This is a genomic window from Rhodococcus sp. ACPA1 (genome assembly GCF_002300195.1).
In the GTDB taxonomy this organism is placed as follows: Bacteria; Actinomycetota; Actinomycetes; order Mycobacteriales; family Mycobacteriaceae; genus Rhodococcus_F; species Rhodococcus_F opacus.
Window position 1 is genome coordinate 792,523 of sequence record NZ_NSDX01000003.1, and the last position, 24,133, is coordinate 816,655.

General features: G+C 67.8%; 24 protein-coding genes. 9 read left to right on the plus strand and 15 right to left on the minus strand.

Features of this window, described 5'->3' with window-relative positions; genetic code table 11:
• Nucleotides 1–58 precede the first annotated feature (58 nt).
• Nucleotides 59–1,411, plus strand: coding sequence for a TIGR01777 family oxidoreductase (locus CJ177_RS14175; protein WP_061041266.1), 1,353 nt, complete (start codon nucleotides 59–61; stop codon nucleotides 1,409–1,411).
• Here the strand turns inward: CJ177_RS14175 and CJ177_RS14180 are convergent.
• The gene (locus CJ177_RS14180; protein WP_061697396.1) at nucleotides 1,392–1,760 is read right to left on the minus strand and encodes an MmcQ/YjbR family DNA-binding protein; all 369 of its coding nucleotides are present in this window, start codon (nucleotides 1,758–1,760) and stop codon (nucleotides 1,392–1,394) included. The genes CJ177_RS14175 and CJ177_RS14180 overlap by 20 nt on opposite strands.
• A 75-nt stretch (nucleotides 1,761–1,835) precedes the next feature.
• Nucleotides 1,836–2,951, minus strand: a complete 1,116-nt coding sequence (locus tag CJ177_RS14185) for an acyl-CoA dehydrogenase family protein (protein ID WP_061697397.1) — start codon at nucleotides 2,949–2,951, stop codon at nucleotides 1,836–1,838.
• 168 nt (nucleotides 2,952–3,119) lie between these two features.
• Between CJ177_RS14185 and CJ177_RS14190 the strand changes: the two genes are divergently transcribed.
• Genes CJ177_RS14190 through CJ177_RS14200 form a run of 3 tightly spaced genes read left to right on the plus strand, consistent with a single transcriptional unit; the run spans nucleotide 3,120 to nucleotide 6,386 of the window.
• Nucleotides 3,120–4,352: an aminotransferase class I/II-fold pyridoxal phosphate-dependent enzyme gene (locus tag CJ177_RS14190; protein WP_095867963.1), complete on the plus strand. Its 1,233-nt coding sequence runs from the start codon at nucleotides 3,120–3,122 to the stop codon at nucleotides 4,350–4,352.
• A complete protein-coding gene (locus tag CJ177_RS14195) occupies nucleotides 4,352–5,923 on the plus strand; it encodes an NAD-dependent epimerase/dehydratase family protein (RefSeq protein WP_095867964.1) in 1,572 nt (523 codons plus the stop codon). Before CJ177_RS14190 ends, CJ177_RS14195 begins: the two co-directional genes overlap by 1 nt.
• Before the next feature lie 43 nt (nucleotides 5,924–5,966).
• Nucleotides 5,967–6,386, plus strand: coding sequence for a carboxymuconolactone decarboxylase family protein (locus CJ177_RS14200; RefSeq protein ID WP_025433264.1), 420 nt, complete (start codon nucleotides 5,967–5,969; stop codon nucleotides 6,384–6,386).
• Nucleotides 6,387–6,402: 16 nt separating this feature from the next.
• On the opposite strand, the gene aztD is transcribed toward CJ177_RS14200, so the two are convergent.
• The 4 genes from aztD to aztB form a co-directional block, all read right to left on the minus strand.
• Nucleotides 6,403–7,566 carry a zinc metallochaperone AztD gene (aztD, locus tag CJ177_RS14205; protein WP_257014520.1) on the minus strand — a complete coding sequence of 388 codons (1,164 nt, stop codon included), beginning with the start codon at nucleotides 7,564–7,566 and terminating at the stop codon, nucleotides 6,403–6,405.
• 66 nt (nucleotides 7,567–7,632) lie between these two features.
• Nucleotides 7,633–8,544, minus strand: coding sequence for a zinc ABC transporter substrate-binding protein AztC (gene aztC, locus CJ177_RS14210; protein WP_095868227.1), 912 nt, complete (start codon nucleotides 8,542–8,544; stop codon nucleotides 7,633–7,635).
• Nucleotides 8,545–8,549: 5 nt separating this feature from the next.
• On the minus strand, nucleotides 8,550–9,824 hold the full coding sequence (locus tag CJ177_RS14215; RefSeq protein WP_095867966.1) for an ABC transporter: 1,275 nt from the start codon (nucleotides 9,822–9,824) through the stop codon (nucleotides 8,550–8,552).
• Between the two features lie 13 nt (nucleotides 9,825–9,837).
• Nucleotides 9,838–10,692, minus strand: a complete 855-nt coding sequence (gene aztB, locus CJ177_RS14220) for a zinc ABC transporter permease AztB (protein WP_061041261.1) — start codon at nucleotides 10,690–10,692, stop codon at nucleotides 9,838–9,840.
• A gap of 18 nt (nucleotides 10,693–10,710) precedes the next feature.
• Here aztB and aztA point away from each other — a divergent pair, with 18 nt between their 5' ends.
• Nucleotides 10,711–11,346 (plus strand): zinc ABC transporter ATP-binding protein AztA, encoded by a 636-nt coding sequence (aztA, locus tag CJ177_RS14225; protein WP_061697402.1) that lies wholly within the window; start codon nucleotides 10,711–10,713, stop codon nucleotides 11,344–11,346.
• On the opposite strand, the gene CJ177_RS14230 is transcribed toward aztA, so the two are convergent.
• The 3 genes from CJ177_RS14230 to CJ177_RS14240 all read right to left on the minus strand — a co-directional run bounded on the left by CJ177_RS14230 (nucleotide 11,327) and on the right by CJ177_RS14240 (nucleotide 13,591).
• Nucleotides 11,327–11,719, minus strand: coding sequence for a VOC family protein (locus CJ177_RS14230; RefSeq protein WP_061041277.1), 393 nt, complete (start codon nucleotides 11,717–11,719; stop codon nucleotides 11,327–11,329). The two genes, aztA and CJ177_RS14230, sit on opposite strands and share 20 nt — an antisense overlap.
• Before the next feature lie 26 nt (nucleotides 11,720–11,745).
• Nucleotides 11,746–12,222: a VOC family protein gene (locus CJ177_RS14235; RefSeq protein WP_061697403.1), complete on the minus strand. Its 477-nt coding sequence runs from the start codon at nucleotides 12,220–12,222 to the stop codon at nucleotides 11,746–11,748.
• 91 nt (nucleotides 12,223–12,313) lie between these two features.
• On the minus strand, nucleotides 12,314–13,591 hold the full coding sequence (locus CJ177_RS14240) for an aromatic acid/H+ symport family MFS transporter (protein WP_095867967.1): 1,278 nt from the start codon (nucleotides 13,589–13,591) through the stop codon (nucleotides 12,314–12,316).
• Nucleotides 13,592–13,784: 193 nt separating this feature from the next.
• On the opposite strand from CJ177_RS14240, the gene CJ177_RS14245 reads away from it, so the two are divergent.
• The 3 genes from CJ177_RS14245 (at nucleotide 13,785) to CJ177_RS14255 (ending at nucleotide 17,884) form a co-directional block, all read left to right on the plus strand.
• Nucleotides 13,785–15,860, plus strand: coding sequence for an acyltransferase family protein (locus CJ177_RS14245; RefSeq protein WP_095867968.1), 2,076 nt, complete (start codon nucleotides 13,785–13,787; stop codon nucleotides 15,858–15,860).
• Nucleotides 15,861–15,876: 16 nt separating this feature from the next.
• Entirely contained in the window at nucleotides 15,877–16,614 is a 738-nt protein-coding gene (locus CJ177_RS14250) for an IclR family transcriptional regulator (RefSeq protein ID WP_095867969.1), read from the plus strand.
• A gap of 91 nt (nucleotides 16,615–16,705) precedes the next feature.
• Nucleotides 16,706–17,884, plus strand: a complete 1,179-nt coding sequence (locus tag CJ177_RS14255) for a 4-hydroxybenzoate 3-monooxygenase (protein ID WP_095867970.1) — start codon at nucleotides 16,706–16,708, stop codon at nucleotides 17,882–17,884.
• 32 nt (nucleotides 17,885–17,916) lie between these two features.
• On the opposite strand, the gene CJ177_RS14260 is transcribed toward CJ177_RS14255, so the two are convergent.
• From CJ177_RS14260 to CJ177_RS14285, 6 genes are all read right to left on the minus strand, one after another.
• Nucleotides 17,917–18,543 carry a TetR family transcriptional regulator gene (locus CJ177_RS14260; RefSeq protein ID WP_095867971.1) on the minus strand — a complete coding sequence of 209 codons (627 nt, stop codon included), beginning with the start codon at nucleotides 18,541–18,543 and terminating at the stop codon, nucleotides 17,917–17,919.
• Between the two features lie 10 nt (nucleotides 18,544–18,553).
• The gene (locus CJ177_RS14265) at nucleotides 18,554–19,819 is read right to left on the minus strand and encodes an NAD(P)/FAD-dependent oxidoreductase (RefSeq protein ID WP_061041257.1); all 1,266 of its coding nucleotides are present in this window, start codon (nucleotides 19,817–19,819) and stop codon (nucleotides 18,554–18,556) included.
• A 5-nt stretch (nucleotides 19,820–19,824) separates the two neighbouring features.
• Complete coding sequence (locus CJ177_RS14270) at nucleotides 19,825–20,010, minus strand: rubredoxin (protein WP_061697406.1); 186 nt, start codon at nucleotides 20,008–20,010, stop codon at nucleotides 19,825–19,827.
• A 1-nt stretch (nucleotide 20,011) separates the two neighbouring features.
• Nucleotides 20,012–20,179 (minus strand): rubredoxin, encoded by a 168-nt coding sequence (locus CJ177_RS14275; protein WP_005251085.1) that lies wholly within the window; start codon nucleotides 20,177–20,179, stop codon nucleotides 20,012–20,014.
• Complete coding sequence (locus CJ177_RS14280) at nucleotides 20,179–21,411, minus strand: alkane 1-monooxygenase (protein WP_095868228.1); 1,233 nt, start codon at nucleotides 21,409–21,411, stop codon at nucleotides 20,179–20,181. The genes CJ177_RS14275 and CJ177_RS14280 overlap by 1 nt, the downstream gene beginning before the upstream one ends.
• A gap of 269 nt (nucleotides 21,412–21,680) precedes the next feature.
• A complete protein-coding gene (locus CJ177_RS14285; protein WP_095867972.1) occupies nucleotides 21,681–22,031 on the minus strand; it encodes a YrdB family protein in 351 nt (116 codons plus the stop codon).
• An 87-nt stretch (nucleotides 22,032–22,118) separates the two neighbouring features.
• Here CJ177_RS14285 and CJ177_RS14290 point away from each other — a divergent pair, with 87 nt between their 5' ends.
• On the plus strand, nucleotides 22,119–24,104 hold the full coding sequence (locus CJ177_RS14290; RefSeq protein ID WP_373560051.1) for a M13 family metallopeptidase: 1,986 nt from the start codon (nucleotides 22,119–22,121) through the stop codon (nucleotides 24,102–24,104).
• Nucleotides 24,105–24,133 lie beyond the last annotated feature (29 nt).

The following is a 24,133-nucleotide window of genomic DNA, read 5'->3' on the forward strand; positions in this document are numbered from 1 at the left end:
CCCACACGCTACCCGTCGTTGTCACCGCCTCGCCCGCCATCGCGGCTAAGGTCGGGTCATGGGCATCGTGCATTCGAGTGTGGTCGAGGCCTCGCGGGACGAGTTGTTCGCCTGGCACACGAGGGCCGGGGCGTTCACCCGGCTCTCACCGCCCTGGCAGCCACTGAGCCTCACGAAGGAGTCCGAGTCTCTGGAATCGGGTCGTGCCGAACTGCGCATGCCCGGCGGCCTGACGTGGATCGCGCAGCACGACGCGAAGGCGTACGACCCTCCGCACCGGTTCGTCGACTATTCGGCCGCGCTGCCGCTGCGACTGCTGGTGCCGTGGCGGCACACGCACACGTTCGACGTCGTGTCCGAGGGCCGGACCCGGGTCACCGACCAGGTCGCCACCATCGTGCCCGGCCACTTCCTCCGATCGACGTTCGTCTACCGCCATCGCCAGCTCGCCGACGACATGGACCGGCACCACTGGGCGTCCACCCTCCTGCCCGGTCCCCTCACCGTCGCCGTGACGGGAAGCTCCGGTCTCGTCGGCTCCGCCCTCACCGCGTTCCTGAGCACCGGCGGGCACCGGGTAATCCGTCTCGTGCGCCGCGCTCCCAGCACACCCGACGAGCGGCGCTGGAACCCGGACGCCCCTGCCGCGGACCTGCTCGACGGAGTCGACGCGGTGATCCACCTCGCCGGCGCGTCCATCGCGGGACGGTTCACCGACGGTCATCGCCGGGCGATCAGGGACAGTCGTATCGAGCCCACCCGTCGGCTGGCGGAAGTGGCGGCCGCGTCCGGGCAGGGACCGAAGATCTTCGTGAGTGCGTCGGCGATCGGGTATTACGGCCCCGACCGGGGCGACGAGGTGCTGCACGAGCAGGACCCGCGGGGTCACGGCTTCCTCGCCGACGTCGTGGCGGACTGGGAGGACGCGGCGAAGCCGGCCGCCGACGCCGGATTGCGGGTGGTCCACGTCCGCACCGGGATCGTGCAGTCGCCGAGCGGCGGCGTGCTGCGCCTGCAACGGCCGCTGTTCGAGGTCGGACTCGGAGGTCGTCTCGGTGCCGGAACGCAGTGGCTGTCGTGGATCGACATCGACGATCTGATCGACGTCTATCACCGCGCCGTCGTCGACTCGGGGTTGAGCGGTCCGGTCAACGCGGTGGCGCCGAATCCGGTTCGCAACGAGGAGTACACCGCGGTCCTGGCGTCGGTGCTGCACCGCCCGGCCTTCCTCCCGGTCCCCGATTTCGGGCCGAAGCTCCTGCTCGGCGAGCAGGGCGCACGCGAGCTCGCCCTGGCCGATCAGCGCGTCACTCCGGGCAAGCTGCTCGACCGCGGCCACCGGTTCCGGCGCCCCGACCTCGACACGGCGCTGCGCCACCAGCTCGGTCGGTTCAAGACCGACGAGGGGTAGCGTGCCCCGCGTCGTACGCCGCCACGACCCGCTTCGGGGCGGTGAGACGCCACGCCTCCTCGACGAGTTCGGCCAGTTCTTCGGCGTCGACTCGGTCGAGGACGACGTCGATCCAGCCCCACCGCCCGAAGAACGGTGCGACCAGGAAGACGTCGGGATCCTCCTGCAGCAGGGCCGCCTGCGTTTCCTTCGTCGCTTTGAGGCAGACGGTGGGGGCGCCGTAACCGACCAGACCGAACAACTTCTTGCGCACGCGGAACGTCGGCTGGTCGCCCCAGTTGGCGATCACCACCTCGTGCGCCTCCGGCAACGCCAGCATCATCGCGCGCACGTCGTGTTCGGTGGGCATCACAGCTCCTGGGCAGCCGGTCGGTGGTCCAGGACCTTTATATCCCGGATCACCGACAGCCCGGATCGCGGCGGGTCAAACGAAGGCGAATTCGTCTCCGGCGTGGAACTTGGCGAGCGATTCGGAGACCGATCGCCGTGACGGCGGGTGGAAGGCAAATGCGTGGACGGCGGCGGTGAGGTAGCCGATGTCGGAGGATGTGATGAACGCGATCCCGCCGAGTGACTCGACGGCCGCCGCGGACGCGCGGACGAGCGCGTCGCGAATCGCTATGCGCGAGAACAGTAGTCGCACCGAAATATCCTGTCCGCGTTCACCTTCGTCGACGGCGCGGGCGATGTTCTCGATCGCGGCCATCGCGTTCTCCACGTCGGCGGCGGCGCGCACGTAACCCTCGTAGTCGTCCTTGCCTGCTGCCAGTAGCCGCTCGAGCAGTGCGCTCGCCGCACCCAGGTAGTTCGCGGTGACGAGCATGCCGAACCACAGGTACCCGGTCATCTCGTGTCGGCCGTCGGGGTCGTCGGCGCCGTTGAGGAGGACGAGGTCGGCGGGCACCTCCACGTCCTCGAGGTGCACCTCGTCGCTCTCGGCTCCCGCGAGGACCCAGCTCTCCCAGAACGGTCGCACCGAAATGCCGGGGGTGCCGGCGGGGATCAGCGCGATCGCCCGCTCACCGGTGTCGACCTCCACACTGGCGGTGAGCAGGTCCATCGAACTCGACAGGCTGCACGGCTTCTTGCTGCCGTTGACGATGTAGCTCGACCCGTTCCTGGTGGCGGTCATCGTGGGGACGAAGACGTTGCCACCGGTGACTCCCTCGGAGAAGCCGGAGGCGACGACGGCGCGTTGTTCCACCAGGCTCGTGATCAGCGCGCGGTCCTCGTCCGTCGCCTCCTGCGCGAACTCGTTGAGGGTGGCGAGCGACAGATGGTGCATGGTGGTGGCGGCGCCGAGAGAGGGCGACCTGCTCCCGATCGCCCGCTGGACCCGCACGGAGTCCAGCGCGGAGGCGCCCAGCCCGCCGGACTCCTTCGGGATGGTCAGTGCGGTACCGCCTGCGTCCCGGAAGCGGCCGATCGCCCCGCTGTCTCTGCCCTCCAGGGTGAGCAGTGGTGTCTCGTCCAGGTAGGTGGCGAGGTCGGGCAGATACGACTTCAGTGCTGCGTGTTCACGGGCCATCAATGCGGTCATGACACTCCTCGAATGTGTTCGCGGAAATTCCGGATCTCCAGGGAAATCCATAGGGACATTCGGAGTGGGGAGTAATCCGGTTTGGTCGGTGCCACCAAACCGCATCGGCGGCCGCTCCGAATCAACGGAGAAATTCCGATCATGCACACCGCGAGGAGATTGGTATCGATGGCTGTGAACAGATTGATCCAGAGGCTGGGTGGCGACGACCGGGTAGATCTACTCCGGGCAGTTCGTGAGTCCGACGTGAGTCCGTACTTCCGGGTGATGGAGTCCGCCACCGCACCCGTCGTCCAGGTGGAGGGCGCCGACCGGATCATGCTCGGTTCCAACAACTATCTCGGACTGGCCGATCACCCCGCCATCCGTCGGGGAGCGCAGGACGCCCTCGACACGTTCGGTGGCGCGATCACCGGAAGCCGGCTCCTGAACGGCACCATGGACCTGCACCTCGACCTCGAATCGGAAATCGCCGAATGGCACGGCACCGAGGACGCGATGGTCTTCACCACCGGCTATCAAACGAATCTCGGCACCATCAGTGCCGTCGTGGGCGCGGGCGACGTCGTCGTCGTCGACTCCGCCGCCCACGCGTCGATTCGAGACGGATGTGCTCTGTCCGGTGCCACGGTCCGCAAATTCCGTCACAACGATGTCGCCGACCTGGAGAGCATTCTCGGGGACACGGCAGACGGGGACGGCGCGGTGCTGGTGATCGTGGACGGATTGTATTCGATGGAGGGCGATCTCGCCCCACTCGGCGCGGTCTCCGAACTCTGTGGCCGCTACGATGCGGCCCTGATGGTGGACGAGGCGCACAGTCTCGGCATCTTCGGCGAGCAGAGGACCGGCGCCGCCGAACTGCTCGGCATCGACGGCGACACCGACATCCGGATGGCGTCGCTGTCCAAGAGTCCCAGTTCCACGGGCGGATTCATCGCGGGGTCGCGTGACCTCCTGGACTCGCTGCGAGTGAATGCCCGTGCCTTCCTGTTCACGACGTCCGGTGTTCCCGCCGCGGTGGGGGCGTCCCTCGCCGCGGTGCGGCTGATCCGCAGCGAGGAGGGGGAACAGCGCGCACGACGCGCGCTGGACAACGCCGCGGTCCTGCGGTCCGGACTGGCGGACAACGGACTCGACGTGGGTGCGCTGTCGCCGCTGCCCGGTGGTGGTGAGACGGTGACGCCCATCGTGTCCGTCCACGTCGGCGACGACCTCGAGGCGATGAACCTCTGGCGCACCCTGTTCGACAAGGGCGTGTTCACCAGCGCGGCACTCTATCCCGCCGTTCCCCGCTCGGGCGCGATGCTCCGGTTGTGCGTCATGGCCACCCACACGGACGCACAGTTGCGGCGGGCGGTGGAAGTGATCTCCGAGACCGTCACGGAGGCCGCCGCGTGATGAAGGTGGCCGTCACCGGGGCGACGAGCGACTTCGGCGCCGCGATCCTCCCTGTGCTGCTGGCGGATCCTGACATCGGCGCGGTGGTCGGGCTCGGCAGGCGGGAACTGCCGATCGAACATCCGAAACTCGAGTCCGTCCGGATGGACATTCGTGACCCGGGCATCGAGGAGGTGTTCCGTGGCTGCGAGGCCGTGGTCCACCTGGCGTTCGTGGTGGAGGAGATCCGGGACAAGACGGCGACCCACGACATCAACCTGAGGGGTTCCCGCAACGTCATCGACTCCGCGTACCGGGCAGGCGTGCTGCGCGTCGTGATCGCGTCGAGCATCAACGCGTACGGACCGGAGTTACGGCCGAAGCCGGTGAACGAAGACGTCTATCCCGCAGGTGATCCCGACCGATACTATTTCCACGACAAGGCCGAGGTCGAGCATTACGCGGAGTGGTGGCTGCGCCGCCACCCGGGGGAGATGGCGATCTCGATGCTTCGTCCCACCTACATCATCGGACCGGACTTCGCCAACGACGGCATCGACCAGCTCACCGGCCCGGTCGGGGCGTTTCCGCGGGCCGACGACGCCGCGTATCAATTCCTGCACCAGCGGGACATGGCGGACGCGTTCCATCGCGCCGTGAAGCAGGATCTGGTGGGCCCGTTCAACCTCGGACCGCGGGACTGGGTGGGTGTCCGCGAGCTCGCGGCAATGCAGGGGCAGCGGATGTTCGACGTGCCCGAACGACCGGCGGTCGTGGCGGCGAACGTCGCGTTCCGGCTCGGACTCACCGCGTTCTCCGGCCAGTGGGTGACCGCGGGCGAGACCGTCGTCGATTCGACGCGCCTGACCGAGGCAACCGGCTGGGCACCGACGCTGACAGCCCGGGAGTCGGCGGCCGTCATGATCCTGCTGCAGGGGAAACCCGTCTTGCGCAGGGAAGATGCCCTGGAACGCCGCATCGCCTGCGAGGCGGCGCTGGAGCCGGCGTCCGAATTCGTCGGCGTCGACGGCCGCGGACTCGAACACGTCCAGATTCCCGCGGCGACCGGGGCCGTGCACGCCGAGATTCACGCGGCGCGGTCGGGCAGCGCAGCCACCGTGAAGTCGGGCAGCGCAGCCACCGTGAAGTCGGGCGGCGCAGCCACCGTGGTCCTGCCCGCGCCACCCGGACTCCACGCACGGTATCTCACCCCGTTCGCCGCCGAGTTGGCGGAGAACGGTGTCGACGTCGTCGTCGTGGACCTCCCCGGGCACGGGTTGAGCACGGGGAAGCGTGGTCGTGCGACGGTGGCCGGGGTGAACGACGCCCTGGCGGTTGCTCTCGGCTACGCCCGGATCCGGTTCGGTGCCACTCCGCTCGTGGTGAGGGTCGGCGACGCGACCGAGCGCGCGTCGCGGCCGGGAAGATGGCGATCGAGGGTGGCCCGCTCGCGGACCCATGCGTCGGTCAACCCGGCCGACGGGTTGCTCCCGCGGAGGCTGCGGTACGAGGGTGGGCTCGGGCACATCCCGCACGCCCACTCCGTCCGCGACGTCGTCGCACTCACCCGCGCCGATCGCGTCGACTCGTAGAGTGACTCCCGAACACGTAGACGCTGTGAACAGGAGTGAACCCATGACCAGTGCAGAACCCGGGAAGCGGAGTCCGGCCGTCGAGGCGGGTCTGACGGTGCGGCGTGAGGTGATGGGCCCCGACTTCGTCGAGCGGGCACTCACCCGAACCGCAGGGACCGACAGCGAGCAGCTGCAGGAGTTCGTCACCGAGCACGTCTGGGACGCCGTGTGGAACCGGCCGGGGCTGGACCGGCGCAGCCGCAGCCTCCTCAACCTCGGCATGCTCATCGCGCTCCGTGCGCACGGTGAGCTGAAGGGTCACGTGCGGGGTGCACTGCGCAACGGTCTGACCCGCACCGAGATCGTCGAAGCGGTGATCCACGCGAGCGCCTACTGCGGCGCCCCCGCCGGGTTGTCGGCGATGACCGTGGTGCAGGAGGCGCTCGACGCGGAACTGGGACCGCTGGAAACCGACGGCTGACGCTGCGGTCAACGAATCAGCCCGTGACCCCGGTGATCTCGTTCGGGGTCTCCGGCAGTTCCGCCTGCCCGGATACGGTCCAGGTGTCGAGGTCTATCGTGTGGATCTTCTTGTTCGCGGGGTCGGTCACGTAGGCGGTGTGGTCCTGCACGTACAGCGCGGGCCGCGGCGACTGCCACTTGTCCGGCTCCGTCCACGGATCGAGGACGTCGACGGTGCGGCTGACCGCCTTGCTGTCCGGGTCGATCACGTGCACGGCGCCGTCGGTGCCGAGGACGAGGGCCTCACCGTGCGGGGCCCGCCCGAGCGAGCGGAACGTGTAGCTGGTGCCCAGGTCGACGAGGGTGAGTTGTCCGGTGGCGGTGTCGGTGAGCGAGACCCGTTCGGGGCGCTCGAGTTCGGCGTCGGGGTCGGTCTTGTAGTCGCCCAGCAGTATCGGTGAATCCTCGTCGCCGGCCTGGTTGCCGATGCGCCCGTAGGGATCGGGGCTGGTGACCTTGGTGATGACGCCGTCCCGGTAGATCAGCAGGCCGTTCTGGCATCCCACGACCACCGTCTCGTCGGCGGCGACGGCCTCGCCGTGCACACCGGGGCAGTCCTCGTTGCGTGCGATCTCCTTGCGGTCGCGGTCGAGTACGACGATGCCGGTGCGCTCGTCCTCGTTGCCGACGGTGGTGAGCAGGCTGCCGTCCGAGAGTTCCACGGCCACTCCGTGATGCGCCTCGGGCGTCGTGAACTCGGTGGTGTCGGGTGTGCCTTCGGAGAGTCCGGCCGGATCGAACACGCGCACCAGTCCGGTGCCGTCGTCGAACAGCACCGTCTTGCCGTCGTGCCGGACCACGTGTCCGGGCGTCTTCGCCTCGAACGCGACGTCGGTAAGGGCGGGTTCGGTGGTGTCGAGGGCGGTGAAGCTGTTTCCGGTGCTGACCAGCACGTGCCGGCCGTCGCCTGCGGGGTTGAGCCGGGTGAAGCCGTCCACCTCGGCCGAACCGACCACGTCGAGGCTCTGCGCGTCGAGAACCAGCACGCCGCCGTCGTAGCTCAGTGCCAGCCGCGGTGTGGCCGAGTCGGTGGTGGTCGCTTCGGCCGCGCCGGAGTCGGTGGAGCAGGACGTGAGAAGTGTCGCCGAGAGTGCCACGGCGGCAACGGCGGTGGGGAGAGGTCTACGGGTAAGGGTCACCCAGGAGAATTAACTCTTATTGCAAACGGTTGTCAAAGTTGGAAGTGTGCATGTGTGAATGCATCGCTACGTCAACCCCTCCGCGATCGCCAGGGAATTCGAATCCATCATCTCGATGTACGTGCCCGCGCCCGAGCCGTCCTCGCCCAGTGATTCCGTGAAAAGCGAGACGACGTCGACGGGAACACCGGCCTCCGAGGCCAATACCTGCGCGAGCCGATCGGGCTGGGAGGAGTCGACGAAGATCGCGGGAACCCGCGCCGCGGTGATCGTTGCGGCGAGGTCCGAGAGGTCGGACGCGCTGGGCGACGCCAGGGTGGTCCCGCTGGGAATCACCGCCCCCACGGTGTCGAAGCCGAAACGTTCGGCCAGATAACCGAAGACGTGATGATTGGTCACCAGCTTTCGCCGACCTGCGGGGACGGTCGCGAATCTGTCCGTCATCCGAGAGGTGAGTTCCTCGAGTTGCCGGGCGTAGCTGTCCGAGTTCGTGCGGACACCTCCCGCGTCGATCTCCGGCACGTGCTCGATCACCGCGTCGCGGATCAGTGCAACAGCCTCGCGTACCCGGTCCGGATCGGTCCAGATGTGCGGATCCAGGGTGCCCGTGGACTTTCCGGAACGGTACTCGATCGGCCGCACGGCCTCACCGACCTGCAGGATCGGGACACCCTCGGAGCGTGCGGTGTCGACGGTCTTGCCGATTCCCTCCTCGAGTCCGAGACCGTTCGACACGAGAAGGTCGGCGCGCTCCACCCGCGCGGCGTCCGATGCGGAGATCTCGAACGAATGGGGATCGGCGCCTCTCGGCATCAGCACCGTCACGTCGGCCCGGTCGCCGACCACGTTCTGCACCACGTCGCCCAGAATGTTCGTCGTCACGACCACCACCGGCCCGTCGGATGCGCCCGGCGAACACGCCGTCACGGACAGCGCCGCGAGTGCGGTCAGCAGGGTCAGCGGCAGCAAGCGGCGCATCCCGCTCACAGCCCGACCACGCCGAGGGTGGACGCGGCGACTCCGACGTCGAGAGTCCGCGCCACCCGCGCGTCGTCCCGGAAGTCGATCTCGGTCACCGTCTTCGACGCGGGATCCGAGACGTACGCGCGAGCGCCGCCGACGACGACGGCAGGCGGGGCCGCGGACTCGATGCTCCAGTCGTAGGGGGCGGCCAGTACGTGCGAGGAGGCGGTCTCCGCGCCGGTCGTGGTGTCGTACACGCGGAAGGTGCCGTCCGCGAGGACCGCGAACACGGAGCGACCGTCGCCCGCCGGTGCGACGCTCAGCGCGCGATCCGGGGTCCGGACGTGCGTCCACCCGCGGGTGCGCGCATCGAAGACCAGCACCCCGTCGTTGGTGGCGGCGGGTCCCGCGGGGGCGACGTGGATCGGCAGGCCGTCGTGTCCGCGGAACGACGTGGGTCGGGTGGCGGCGTGGATGCCCGCCGGGTACGGAACCTTCTCCGACGTCCAGGCGCCGGCGGCGGTGGTCGCGAGGAACAGTCCGTCGTCGCACGCGGCCAGCACGTCCGTGTCGGACACGGCCGTGCCTTGTATGTTCGGGCAGGCGGTGTCGAAGCTCTGCTCGACCTGCCCGTCCGCCGTGTGGACCTCGAACGTGCCGGGGCGGGAACCGGTTCCGTCCGCGGCCGAGCGCGACACCACGAAACCGTCGGCGATCGGCAGCGCGACGCCGTGGTGCGGTGCGTCGGCCTCCACGACAGTCCCCACGTCGATGCTGTCCTTGCGGAGCGCGGCGAAGTCGATCACGCGGGCGAGTCCGTCGCCGTCGAAGAACGTCGCCACCTTGTCGTCGCCTTCGGTCACGTGCGCCGGCTTGCCGCCCTCGAGCGCGCCGAGTTCGACCGGTGGCGTGGTGTACGAGTGGCTGTGGTCCCCGTGATCGATGGTCCAGGAACCGGCGTCCACGACATGCACCGCGCCGCCGGCGCCGTCCACGGCGAACGCGTAGCGGTCCTTCACCGTCGTCACCCGCGCCGGATTGTCGAACTCGAACGAATGGAGAGTCTCTGCCGTCGCGAGGTCGAGCACGTCCACGCGGCCGGAGTCGGCGTCCGACACGACGAGTCGGGGTTCGGGCCCCTCGACCTCGGTGGATCCCGCCTCGGCGGCAAGGTCGCTACCCGGTTGGCTCCGGCCGTCGGGGGATGCGGCCTCCTCCGGTGGGGATGCGCAGGCGCCGAGGGTCAGCGCGGCGACCGCGGCGAGTGCTGCGCGGGCGAGGGTCGTGTTCGGCATTCGTGGTCTCCATCTATCGAACGGGAATCGGAGTGGGCAAGAGGGCAGGCCGAAGTCGTCGCACCGCCGACCGGGCCAGGGCCGCGACGAAGAACTGGAGCACGGCGATTCCGGCGATCGTCGCGCCCGCGGCGGTGTCGGCATTCCACGACACGATCAGCCCGGCGAACGTGGCGGACCAGCCGAGGAGCACGGCAATCGCCATCGTCGCGCCGATCGACCTGCCGAACAGTGCTGCGGTGGCGGACGGGGCGACGAGGAGACCGAACACGAGGAGGGTGCCGACGATGCGGAACGACGCGACCACCGCGAGGACCACCAGAGCGAGCAGTGCGAGGTGCGCCCACCGTGGTTGCAGGCCCAGGGTGTGGGCCTTGCGTTCGTCGAAGACGAGGGCGACGAACGGGCGGTACGCGATCACCGAGACGATCCCGGCGACCGCGGCCGCCGCCGCGAGCCAGATCAGATCTCCCCGCGTCGCCGACAGGACGTCACCGAACAGGAAGGCAGTGAGATCGACCGCGAACGACCGTGCGCGCGAGACGATCACGACACCCAGCGCGAGCATGCCGACGAACAGCAGGCCGATCCCGGTGTCCTCGGACAGTCGCGAGTTCTTCGAGACCCAGGCGACTCCGAGGATCATGACGACCGCACTCGCGGCCGCGCCGACGAGGAGATTCGCGCCGGCGAGATAGGCGACGGCCACCCCGGGCAGCATGCCGTGTGAGATGGCCTCGCTCATGAAGGCCATGCCGCGCAACACGACCCACGTGCCCACCAGGCCGCAGAGGACGGACACCAGCATTCCCGCGAAGAGCGCGCGCCGGACGAAGGACACCATCAGGGGGTCGAGTAGCCACTGCACTCTGCTAATCTAACGATAATGATTGTCGTAAGCGAAATCGCGGTCCGGTATGGCCCGACCCCGGCCTTGAACGGTGTGAGCGTGCGGCTCGCACCGGGTACCGTCACCGCCGTCGTGGGGCACAACGGTTCGGGGAAGTCGACGCTCCTGCAGTGCCTCGCGGGCATCGCGCGACCGACGACGGGACGGATCGACGGCATGAAGGGGTTGGGAACGGCATATGTGCCGCAACGCAATGCGGTGAGCGATCAGCTACCGCTGACCGTGCGCGAGGTGGCGGCCATGGGGGCCTGGCACCGACGTGGATTGTGGCGGCGGCTCACTCCCGGCGACCGAGACGCCGTCGACAATGCGCTGAACAGGCTCGGTCTCGCGGATCTCGGCCGGCGGCGGATCGGCGCACTGTCGGGCGGCCAGCGTCAACGCGCCCTGCTTGCCCAGGCGCTCGTGCAACGCGGCGACCTGCTGCTCCTCGACGAGCCCACCACCGGTCTCGACGCGGAGGCCCGCGCGGTGATCGGCGACGTCGTCGGCGAAGAGGCAGCGCGGGGTGCGATCGTCGTCGTGGCCACGCACGAACCCCGCGACGCGGAACGCGCCGACCAGGTGCTGACCCTGTCGTCGGGAGTGCAGCTCACCCCACTTCGACGATGACGAGCTTGTTGCCGTCCGGATCTCGGAAGTAGAACATGGGCGGCACGTAGTCGCCCATCCGCATGACCTCCGCGTCCACGTCGACGCCGTTCGCCGACAGCGTCGCATGGTCGGCGTCGGCGTCCGAGGTGGTGAGGCGGATACCGGTCTCGACGCCCGCGGGGACGCCGTCGCGTGCAGGTACGAGCGCGATCGACGTCGCCGAGCCCGGTGGCGCCACCTCCACCCACCGCTGTCCGGGGCTGAACTCCGCATCCATGCGACGTTCGAAACCGAGTGTGCCCACATAGAATTCGAGCGCCCGATCCTGATCGGTGACGGGGACCGCCACCGTGTGCACTCCGTTGATGTGCGTCTTGCCGTCCTCGGTCATGCCGTCCACCTCCTCGTCGGCAGGCGTCACGCCTGCTCGAACGCCTTCTCGAGTTCGGCGACGTCGAGTTTGCGCATCTTCAGCATGGCCTGCATGGCGCGCTGCGCCTTCTCGGTGTCCGGGTCGCGCATGAGTTCGTACAGCCGCTCGGGGACCACCTGCCAGGAGACGCCGAAACGATCCTTGACCCAACCGCATTGGCTTTCCTCGCCGCCGTCGCCGGTGAGGGCGTCCCAGTACCGGTCCACTTCCGCCTGATCCTTACAGAGGATCTCGAAAGAGATGGCCTCGTCGAACGTGAACTGCGGGCCGCCGTTGAGCGCGATGAACGGCTGCCCGTTGATCTCGAAGGACACCGTCAACACCGCCCCCTCCGGCCCGGGAGTGTTCGGACCGTAGTGGGTGACCTCCGTGATCCGCGAATTCGGAAACAGGGACGTGTAGAACTTCGCGGCCTCTTCACCTTCGGTGTCGAACCAGAGGCAGGGGGTGATCGGTTTCATGGCGCAGTTCCTCTCGCAGGTCCTCGTCGATTCATCCTCGCCGATATAGACCGCGCCCACGCCCGAAACTCATCGAACGGCTGTCAGGAGTTCAGCGCACCGTCCGGGTGGAGGAGATGGCGATCGCTCCGAACAGCCCTACCAGGGCGAATGCGTAGAAGCCCCACGGGACGGCGTAGCCGGCGCCCAGCAGGACGCCGCCGAGGATCGGTCCGCAGATCGCGCCGACCCGGCCCACACCGGCCGACCAGCCGAGCGCGGTCGCGCGGATCTGCGGCGGGTGGTTGGCGCTCGTGAACGCGTAGACGAGGACCTGTGCGCTGAACACGAAGCAGCCGGCGAGGAACACCAGGGCGTAGATGCCGAACGACACCTTGACGCTGAGCAGGGCGAGGAACACCGCGGCGCCCGCGAACCAGATGATGGCCGCCGTGCGCGGGCCGATCTTGTTGGCGACGCCGCCCGCGATCAGCAGGCCGACCACCGCGCCCGCGTTGAGGATCAGCAGGAACGTCAGCGACGCGCCGAGGTTGTAGCCCGCCTCACGCATGATCGTCGGCAGCCACGTGTTGAGGCCGTAGACGAGTAGCAGTCCCATGAACGAGGTGACCCAGATGGCGATGCTGTTGCGCAGGAACGGACGCGAGAACAGGGCGCGCACCGGGTTCGCCGAGGCCGCGACGGGAGCGTCGTCGGCGGGTGCCGCTTCCAGTTCCAGGCCGTACTGCTTCGCGACGGCCTCGGCCTCGGCGCGCTTGCCGTGCGCCAGCAGGTACGAGGGGGACTCGGGGAGGTACCGCAGCATCAGCGGAATCAGGACCACGGCGGGCAGGGCGCCGACGACGAACATCGAACGCCAGCCGAACGGTTCGATCAGCACGATCGCCAGGGCAGCGGTCGCGACCGCACCCACGTGATAACCGGTCATCAGCAGCGTCGACGCGGAGCCGCCGCCCTGCCGCTTCGAGAACTCGTTGACCAGGGCCAGTGCTGTCGGCAGTGCGCCGCCGAGTCCGACCCCCGCGAGGAAGCGGAACAGTCCGAAGAAGAACGGGTTGGGTGCCACCGCGCAGAGCAGCGTGAGAATGGAGAACGCCGCGACGGCGAACAGGAGGGCTCGCCGGCGTCCGATGACGTCGGTGAGCGTGCCGATGACGAGCGCGCCGATGGTCATGCCGATCAGGCCGAATGTCGAGATGAACGTGATCGTTCCCGTGGTCAGACCCCAGTCCTCGTAGTCGAGGAGTGAAGGGATGACGGCGCCGAGGACTACCAGGTCGAAACCGTCGAGCAGCACGGCAACCCAGCACAGGGGCGCGACCCAGAGGGCGGTGGAGGCGCGGGCGGCGCTTCGTTGGGAAGTGGTCATGAGGTCCTCGACATTCGGGGGTGATGTGCGCGGGCGTTCGCGATGCGAACCCTGGTTCTATACGCGGACTTATTGTGTGGCGCGCCATAGTTGCCTGTCAAACATCGGCTACTCCACACCCCGGCAGGTCAAGAACTGGTAAACCCGGTGTGGATAATCGATCGGGTACCGAATCGATGAGCCAGGACGGATTGTGAGACCCAACCCCCAGGTGGCTGCGAGCCGTCCGAGCCACGCCGCGGCGCCACCGTCGGCTGCGGGCGGTTACCGGTACGACCTCGACGGACTGCGCGGAATCGCGATCGCGCTGGTCGTGGTCTATCACGTGTGGTTCGGGCGGGTGTCCGGCGGCGTCGACATCTTCCTGGTCCTCTCCGGGTTCTTCTTCACGGGCATGCTCGTGCGACGCGCCGGGGCGGACTCGGGTCCGTCGATACCCGCCGTCCTGCGGCGCACCGCCCGCCGGCTGCTGCCCGCGCTCGTGGTGGTGTCGGCCGCGACCGCGGTCGTGACCGTGATCCAGCGGCCGTTCACGCAGTGGTCGGGGATCGCGGACCAACTCCTCGCGTCACTGCTGTACGTGCAGAACTGGCAGCTGGCCCGGACGGCATCCGACTACGCCGCCGCCGACGCGTCGGTCAGTCCGCTGCAGCATCTGTGGTCGATGTCCGTGCAGGGTCAGTTCTATCTGCTCGCCCTCGCGGTGGTGGCCGGGATCGCGTGGACGTGCCGTCGTCGCGGTCGACCGGGCCTCCTCCGGCCCGTGCTCGGCGGTGTCCTCGTTCTCGGGTTGGTGGCGTCGTTCGCCTACGCGGCCGTGCTGTCGCAGGACCGGCAGTCGTGGGCGTACTTCGACACGTTCGCGCGACTGTGGGAGCTGCTCGCGGGGGCGTTGCTCGCGCTCGTCGTGCACCGGGTCGCGCTACCCGGGTGGTCGCGGACCGTCCTCGCGGTGTCGGGGTTCGCCGTGGTCCTCGGGTGCGGGTTCCTCGTCGACGGCGCCGCCCTGTTTCCCGGTCCGGTGGCCCTGATCCCGGTCGGTGCGGCGGTGGCGCTGATTCTCGCGGGCGCAGGCCCGTCCGAGCAGCCGGGGATCGTGACGATGATGGCGTCCCGGCCGTTCGTCGAACTCGGGGGACTGGCGTATTCGCTGTACCTGTGGCACTGGCCGATCCTCATCTTCTACCTCACGTGGCGGGAGCGGCCCGCGGTCGGAGCGCTCGTCGGACTCGCGGTGATCGTCGTGTCGCTGGTGCTGGCGTGGCTCACCCGGCGGCTGGTCGAAGCGCGGTTCCAGACCGGGTCGGCCCGGCCGAGGCGAGCGCTGACCGCGCTGGTCGCGATCCTCGGCGTCGCCGTGGTGGGGACCGCGTCCGGCTGGCACGTGTATCTGGTCCGCAACCCCGAGACGACCGCCCGGGTCGGTGAGCTGGACCCGTGGCTGTACCCGGGCGCGGCGTCGTTGACCGACGGCGCGTTCGCGCCGCGCACGGACATGCGACCCACCCTGCTCGAGGCGTCGGGAGATCTTCCGCAGCCGACCCTCGACGGCTGCATCTCCGATCTGAGCACCCGCGACGTCGTCACCTGCGTGTACGGCGACCTCACCGCGGACCGGACGATCGCCGTGGTGGGCAGTTCGCACGCCGAGCACTGGGTGCCCGCGCTCGATCGCATCGGGCAACAGCGCGGCATCCGCGTCGAGACGTACCTCAAGATGGGGTGCCCGTTGACCGTCGCGGACGTTCCGCTGCTCGCCGGTGAGCCGTATCCCGACTGCGGCGACTGGTCCCGCGACGTCCTCGACCGGCTCCGTGATCACCGACCGGACTGGGTGTTCTCGACGTCCTCGCGTCCCAACGAGGAGGGCGCCGGCGACGTCACCCCCGACGACTACGTGGGCCTGTGGGCGCGGCTGGCGGACTTCGGGCTCCCGTTCCTCGGCATCCGCGACACGCCGTGGCTGCACAACGACGGCGTCCCGTATTCGGTCGTCGACTGCCTCGCCGACGGCGGCGACGCCGAAAGTTGCGGGATGCCCCGGGACGACGTGCTGGCCCCGGACAACCCGACGCTCGAGGCGGCCCGCGACCTGCCGTCGGTACATCCGCTCGACCTCACGGACGCCGTGTGTGACGTGGCGATCTGCCGTGCGGTGCAGGGAAACATCCTCGTGTACCACGATTCGCATCACCTCTCGGCGACATACGTCCGGAGCCTCGTCCCCGAACTCGACCGGCAGATCGGCATGGCCACCCGCTGGTGGTGACCGGGATACTGGCGGCATGTCCGAAGACGACCGCAGCATGCTGGGACGCGCCTTCCTGGTGCTGGGTTCGTTCACCTCGGAGCGCCCTCGCCTGTCGCAGTCGGAGCTGAGCCGGCGCACCGGACTGCCGCTGCCGACGGTGCACCGGCTCTGCCGTCAACTGGTCGACAACGGCGCCCTCGAACGCGTCGACGACGGGCACTACGAGATCGGGGTGCGGCTGTGGGAGTTGGGTGCGCTCGCTCCCCGCGCGCACGGACTCCGGCAGGTGGCGCTGCCGTACCTCGAGGATCTGTACGAGGCGACGCGCGAGAACGTGCAACTCGTGGTCCGGGAGGATCTCGAGGCGCTCTACATCGAACGGTTGTCGGCGCGCGGTGCCGTGACCGTCGTCGGGAGGGCGGGGGGCCGGCTGCCGCTGCACGCGTCGAGCGGCGGCCTGGTGCTGCTGGCGTTCGGCGGCAAGAACCTCCTCGACGAGGTTCTCGCGGCGGGCCTCGAACGCTTCACGCCGTCGACCATCACCACCGAACATCGCCTGCGCAGCACCCTCGACGACATCCGCCGGACCGGCTGGGTCACGTGCCGCGAACACCTCAACGTCGGGACGCTGGCCGTGGCCGCGCCGGTGTCGCGGTCGACGGGTGAGGTGGTGGCTGCGGTGTCCGTCGTGGTTCCGGCGGAGAAGGATCCCGCGCCCCTGATCCCGGCGGTGCGGGCGGCCGCGCGCGGCATTTCCCGCGGCGTCGCGTAGCTCGTCTTTCACTCAGTGAAAGAGGGGGTGTTGCGATCACACGTCGGGCAGCACAGTGACTGGTGTCACGAACTACGCGAGGAGTCTGCTCATGAACACACAGGTCGGGATCGTCGGCGGGGGTCCCGCAGGACTGATGCTGTCCCATCTCCTGCACCTGAAGGGCATCGATTCCGTCGTGCTCGAAAGCCGCACCCGCGAGGAGGTGGAGGGCACGATCCGGGCCGGTGTGCTCGAACAGAACACCGTCGACCTGATGGTCGACACCGGACTCGGCGACCGCGTCAAGCGTGAAGGACTCACCCACCACGGCATCGAATTGCGGTTCGGCGGCCGCGGCCACCGCATCGACTTCGACGAACTGACGAACGGCCGCGCCGTCACCGTCTACCCGCAGCACGAGGTCCTGAAGGACCTCATCGCCCGGCGTCTCGAAGACGACGGCGACATCCGCTTCGGCGTCTCCGACGTGCAGGTTCATGACCACACGTCCGACAACCCGAAGATCACCTACCTCGACGCCGACGGCAACGAGCAGACGCTCACCTGCGCGCTCGTCGCCGGCTGTGACGGCTCGCGGACCTCGACTCGCGGTCTCATCCCCGAGACCACCGTGCGCACCGACCACTTCCGCCAATACCCGTTCGCCTGGTTCGGCATCCTCGCCGAGGCCCCGCCGTCGTCCGAGGAACTGATCTACGCCAACCACCCGCGCGGCTTCGCGCTCATCAGCACCCGCACACCGGAGGTCCAGCGGCACTATCTGCAGGTCGACCCGGACGACTCCGTCGACAACTGGTCCGACGACCGCATCTGGTCGGAACTGCACGCCCGCGTCGACGGCGAAGGCGCGGAGATCAAGGACGGCAAGATCTTCCAGAAGTCGATCCTCCAGTTCCGCAGCTTCGTGTGCGAACCCATGCAGCACGGCAACCTCTTCCTCGCCGGCGACGCCGCCCATACCGTGCCCCCCACCGGCGCCAAGGGCATGAACCTGGCGATCGCCGACGTCTACTTCCTGTCCAAGGCGATGGCCGAATACTTCGCCACCCGCAGTCGGGCCGGGCTCGAGGGCTACACCGACAGTGTCCTCCCGCGCGTGTGGCGGACCCAGCACTTCTCCTGGTGGATGTCCTCGATGCTGCACCGACTCCCCGACGACACCGGATTCGGTCACAAGCGGCAGGTCGCCGAACTCGACATGGTCACCCGCTCCGTCGCCGGCCGCACCCTCATCGCCGAGAACTATGTCGGCACCCCGTTGGGCTGACACCCCTGTGAGTACTTATCAACGTCGGGCGGTTAATAAGTACTCACGGGTGGCGGAGCCGCAACGAACGGGGCGAAGAGCCGGGCGGTGTCCGCCGACGCCGCCGCGGTGTCCTCGGGTGGGTTGGCGATGAAACTCAAGGCGAGCCGGACGATGGCGTGCGCGATGATGTCCGCGTCGTCCGGGGACGAGTTCACCCACGACCGTTGCAGCGTCTGTGCGAGCCGATCGGCCGCGGGGCGGATGATGATGTTGCTGTCCGTCGTGATCAGGCGCAGCAGATCTTCGGGTGCCTTCCCCTGGTGCAGAGACATCACCAGGGGATCGGCTCCGCTGAGTTCGAAGAACGTCGCATAACCTTCCCGCAGAGCAGTTGTCGCGTCGCCGGGGTTCTCGTACAGAGCGGATTCGATGACGGTGACGAGGCTGTCGGTCAGCCGAAGTGCGTACCCCTCCGCCAACCCGCGCCGCGATCGGAACTCTTTGTAGATCGTCTGCCTGCTCAGCCCCGCGGCGACCGCGACGTCGGTCATGGTGATTGTCGGCCACGGACGTTCGAGCAGCAGTTCCCGAAGCGCATCGAGGGTTGTCTCCCGCATCAGCGACGTTGCGGCCAGCCGGTATCGACTCTGTCGCTCGGTGCGGTCGTCTGCGGACATGACCTCGATGCTAGCGGGCGGCCGCGACCCGGCCTTCCCGCTCGTCGGCGAGCACGTCGGTCAGAGCAACCGACTCGTCCGCCAATGCGGCACGGTCGACGGTGCCGCCCCGGGCGATCATCGTGCGCACGGTACGGAGGTCTTTCGGGCGGCCCACGGCGATGACCCCGACCGGCGTGTCCTCACGCACTGCGACCGCTGTGAAATCGCGATCGTCGATCGAACCGCGGGTCACGAAGTCGTCGTCGAACCGGGTCGCGCCGGCGAACTGCACGGTGTGGCCGTACTGCGTGGACCACCCCCAGGGAACGTCGGTGAACGGCGTGGGCTTTCCGAGGATGGAATGCGCGGCGGCAATCCCCTGGGCCTGAGCGCCGTTCCAATGTTCGGAGCGGTAGCGCTCGGAGTCACGCGCACCGGGGATATTGGCCGCGTCTCCGGCCGCGTAGACGCCGTCGGCCGAGGTGCGAAACTGCCCATCGACGGTGATGCCGTTGTGGACGCGCAGTCCCGCCGCGACCGCGAGCGTCACCTCGGGGACGGTGCCGACCGACACGAGGACGGTGCCGGCACTCCAGCTGCGACCGTCGTCCGCGGTGGCGCGGGCGGAGCCGTCGTCGCTCACGTCGAGCGACGACAGTGCGACATCCGTGCAGACGTCGACGTCGTTCTCGGAGTGCAGCGAAGCGATCATCGTCGAGATGTCCGGGGGCACAATTCGACTGAGGAGCGACGGGTCGCGTTCGAGGACGGTGACCTCCGCGCCGAGCGACCGCGCCGTGGCCGCGACCTCGCATCCGATGAGACCCCCGCCGATCACGAGCAGGGAACCGGTGCGTCGAATCGACTCGCGAAGGGAATCGGCGTCGGCCATCGACCGCAGAGTGAAGACGTGCGCACCGGAGAGACCGTCGAGTCTTCGGGCCCGGCCGCCGGTCGCGAGCAGCAGAGCACTGTACGACAGGGTCTCTCCGGAGGAGAGCGTCAGCAACTTCCGCCTGGTGTCGAGTTCGACTGCCGTTGCACCGGTGATCAATTCGATATCTCTCTCGTTCCAGAAAGAGTCCGGCTTCAGTGCGGTCTTCTCCGCCGCCGTTGCACCCGACAGGAAGTCTTTCGACACCGTCGGACGCCGATAGGGCGGTGCGGGTTCGTCTCCGATTACGACGACGCGCCCGGTGAAGCCTTCCGACCGGAGCGTCAGCGCGGCGCTCGCCCCTGCGATACCGGACCCGACGATGACCACCGTCGACAGCTCCGTGGAGTGAATCGGCATTGCGCTCACGCCCGGCTGACCTCGACCATGTCGAAGTCCGCCTTGGCGGCCCCGCAGTCGGGGCACGACCAGTCCTCGGGAATGTCGTCCCACCTGGTGCCGGGCTCGATGCCGTCCTCCGGCCAGCCCTGGGCCTCGTCGTACTCGAATCCGCATTGGACGCAGCGGTAAAGCTTGAAATCGGTACTCATGTCACGCCACCTTCGGGTCGAAATCGATCTTTTCGCGGACCCCGCAGTCGGGGCAGCACCAGTCGTCGGGCACATCGGCCCATGCGGTGCCGGCGGGGAATCCCTCACGCGGTGCGCCGGACGCCTCGTCGTAGACGTAGTCGCAGACCGGGCACTGGTAGGCGGCCATCACCGAACTCCGCCGCTGTACTTGGCCAGCACCTTCTCGCGCTTGCCGGGTTGGATGTTCACCCGGGTGATGTCGCCGTCGTAGTGGTCGAGCACGCGGTGATCCATCACCTTGCGCCAGAGCGGCGGGAAGTACGCGAGCGTAATCATGCTGGCGTAGCCACTGGGCAGGTTGGGGGCGCCGTCCATGCTCCGGAGCGTCTGGTAGCGCCTGGTCGGGTTCGCGTGATGGTCGCTGTGGCGCTGCAGGTGGTACAGGAAGATGTTGGTGACGATGTGGTCGGAGTTCCAGCTGTGTGCGGGAGCGCAGCGCTCGTAGCGGCCGCTGGCGGTCTTCTGACGCATCAAGCCGTAGTGCTCGAGGTAGTTGACCGTCTCGAGGAGTGAGAATCCGTAGACGGCCTGAATGATCAGGAACGGGATGACGACCGGACCGAATATGGCGATGAGCGCACCGAACAGCACCACCGACATGTCCCAGGCATTGAGCACGTCGTTGTGAATGCTCCAGGTGCTCTTGCCGAGTCGCTGCATCCGCGTCTTCTCGAGCTCCCAGGACGACGTCAGGCTTCCCCAGACGCTGCGGGGCAGGAAGGTCCAGAAGCTTTCTCCGAATCGTGAACTCGCCGGGTCCTCCGGTGTGGCGACTCGGACGTGGTGGCCCCGGTTGTGCTCGATGTAGAAGTGGCCGTAGAAGGTCTGCGCGAGAGTGATCTTGGCCAGCCACCGTTCGAGTTCGGTCTTCTTGTGACCCATCTCGTGTGCGGTGTTGATGCCGATGCCGCCCATGACGGCGACGCTGAACGCGACGCCGATCTTCGACGCCAGTCCGAGGCCGCCGTCGATGCCGAGCCAGGAGAGATTGTCCGCCGACCAGAGGTAGCACGCGAAGACGAGGCTCGCCAGCTGGAACGGGATGAACACGTACGTGCAGTACCGGTAGTACCTGTCGTTCTCGAGCTGTTCCATCACTTCCTCGGGAGGGTTCTGGCCGTCGGGCCCGAAGAACCTGTCGAGGAGGGGGAGCAGTCCGAACAGCAGTAGGGCGCCGATCCACCACCACACCGGTGCTGCCGCCGACCATCCCAGTTGGTTGAAGGCCCACACGAGACCCGCAGCAAGGAACAGTGCGGTCGGGGGAATCAGTCCCATCAACCACAGGTAGCGCTTGCGGTCACGCCACGCTTCCGGTGGCGCCTCTCCCGTCATCCTGCCGATATTCGACGTCGTCACGATCCGAACCTCCTCGTCCAGTAGCCGTGCCGGTATGAACCAGCTCACTCTCATTTGGACAGTACACGGACTTAGATCCAGCGTCTAGACAAAAATAGAGATTTGTAAATCTGACAGGATGCCGTGCATTAACGCCGGGGTCTTCGCTGCCGATAGACAGGTCGACACCGTTACACCGTGCTGAGGAGGCCGTCGATGTTCCGAGACCCCGGACTTCCCGACTGGCTCGAATTCGTCCTGGGCCTGCTCGGGTACCGCTGGTAAGTCGTCTACTCCGGCGTCCGCGAGCGCGCCGCGAACGTCCCTGTCGCAACGACGGCGAAGACCAGCCCCCACCACGGGTGACCGGCGAGTGCGACGAGGACGCCGGTCGCCGCGAACAGTGCGGTCTGGGCCAACAGTCGTGCGGGGTTGTGTAGTCGCCGATGCGATTTCGGGGCCATGGCGACGCCCCAGATCACGGCCGCGGTCGCCGGAAGGAGTGTCGCGAGTACCACCTGAACGACCGTCGAGTTCACGAGCGACCAGCCCGCGACGGCGAGCAGGACCAGCATTGCGATCTCACAGGCGAAGGCCACGACGTCCAGAACACCCACTCGTGGCGCGCCGGCTTCGCTCATCGACCCACCTTAGATGCGTACGTTGGAAGGGAGGCCGAACACGGGACGACGGAAGAGAGACTGGTGCAGATCGGGCGCAGACGGTGGATGGTGGTTGTGGCGGCAGGGGCGACTCTGACGATGGGCATCGCGAGTTGTTCGTCGCCCGACACCACGGACGTCGCGTTCGATACCGCCGAACTGGACTCCGCGATCAACCCCTGTGACGACCTGTACGGGTTCGTCAACGGCAAGTGGCTCGCGGAGACCTCGATTCCGGACGATGAATCCTCGTACGGCGTCTTCAACCAACTGCGCGACAAGAGTCTGGACACGCAGCGTGACATCGCCCGGAGTGCCGCCGAGAATTTCGGGAGTGAGGACTCGAACTCGGACCGGTCCAAGATCGGCGCGCTCTACGAGTCGGCCATGGACGAGAAGTCGATCGACGCTGCCGGATTCGCGCCGCTGGAACCGGAGTTGGCTCGGGTCGACGCGATCGGATCCCCTGCAGACGTCGCGAAGTTCCTCACCGAGGACGCCGCCGACGGTGGTTCGATCGTGTTCAGCCTCACCGCGGGCGCCGACTACCAGGATGCGACGAAGCAGATCGGATTCGTCACTCCGACCGGAATCTCGTTGCCGTCCAAGGACTACTACACTGACCCGCAGTACGCGCCGATCCTCGACGCCTACCGGAGTTACCTCGGTACGTCACTCGACCTGATCGGGGCCGGCGAGGCGCAGGCGGATCAGGCCGTCGAGCTCGAGAAGGCGCTGGCGGACGCGTCCCTGTCGCCCGAAGAAGCACGCGATCCCGCGACGCAGTACCACCTCGTCACGGTCGACGAGGCGAACGCGACGGCACCGGCCTTCGACTGGCGGCAGTACTTCGCGGCGCAGGGCGTCTCGCCCGAACCGGGCTTCTCCCTCGCCGCTACCCCCTACTTCGCTCGGGTGAACGAACTCCTGCAGCGGGCTCCCCTCGACCAGTGGAAGTCCTACCTGCGCGCCCAGGTGGTGTCCCGCTCGGCCGACCGACTGTCGAAGCCGTTTCGGGACAACCAGTTCGAATTCGACAAGCAGATCTCGGGCAGTACCGCGCAGAAGCCCCGCTGGAAGACCGCCGTCGCGGACGTGAACTCCGCGATGGGGGAGGCGATGGGCGAACTGTACGTGCGGGAGGCGTTCGACCCGGCGGCGAAGGAACGTGCGCAGCAACTCGTCCACGATGTCCTCGACGCGTTGAAGGCGCGCATCGAGAAACTGGACTGGATGAGCCCGGAAACCAAGCAGAAGGCTTTCGACAAGTGGTCCAAGCTGGTACCCAAGATCGGGTACCCCGACAGGTGGCGCGACTGGTCCGGGTTGCAGATCACCCGGGGCGACTATTTCGGCAATCTCGCCGCGGCTGACAAGTTCAATCACGCCTACGATCTGGCGAAGATCGGGAAGCCGTCGGATCGGACTGAGTGGGCGATGACTCCGCAGACCGTCAACGCGTATTACAACCCGAGCGACAACACGATCAACTTTCCCGCAGCGATCCTGCAGGCCCCGTTCTTCGACCCGAACGCCGACGACGCCCTCAACTTCGGCGGCATCGGCTCCGTGATCGGGCACGAGGCGACGCACGGGTTCGACGACCAGGGCAGCCAATTCGACGGCAACGGCAACAACGTGAACTGGTGGACACCCGCGGACCGGGAACAGTTCGCGGCCAGGACGGAGAATCTCGTCGACCAGTTCGACGCCTACGCCCCGATCCCCGGCCGACCCGAAATCCACGTCAACGGCAACCTGACCCTCGGCGAGAACATCGCCGATCTGGGTGGCGTCAACGCGTCGTACGACGCGTTGACGGCCGTACTCGACTCGGACCCCGGGACGGCGGAGGAGAAGATCGACGGCTACACGCCGAGTCAGCGGTTCTTTCTCAACTACGCCCGGGTGTGGCGGGAGAAGACCCGCGACGAGTCCATGATCACGCAACTCGACAGCGACCCGCATGCGCCGTCGGATCTTCGTGTCGACGGTGTCGTCCCGAACGTGCCGGGGTTCGGGCAGTCGTTCGGCTGCATGCTGCGCCCGTGAGTACTTATCAACCACGGGCGGTTAAGAAG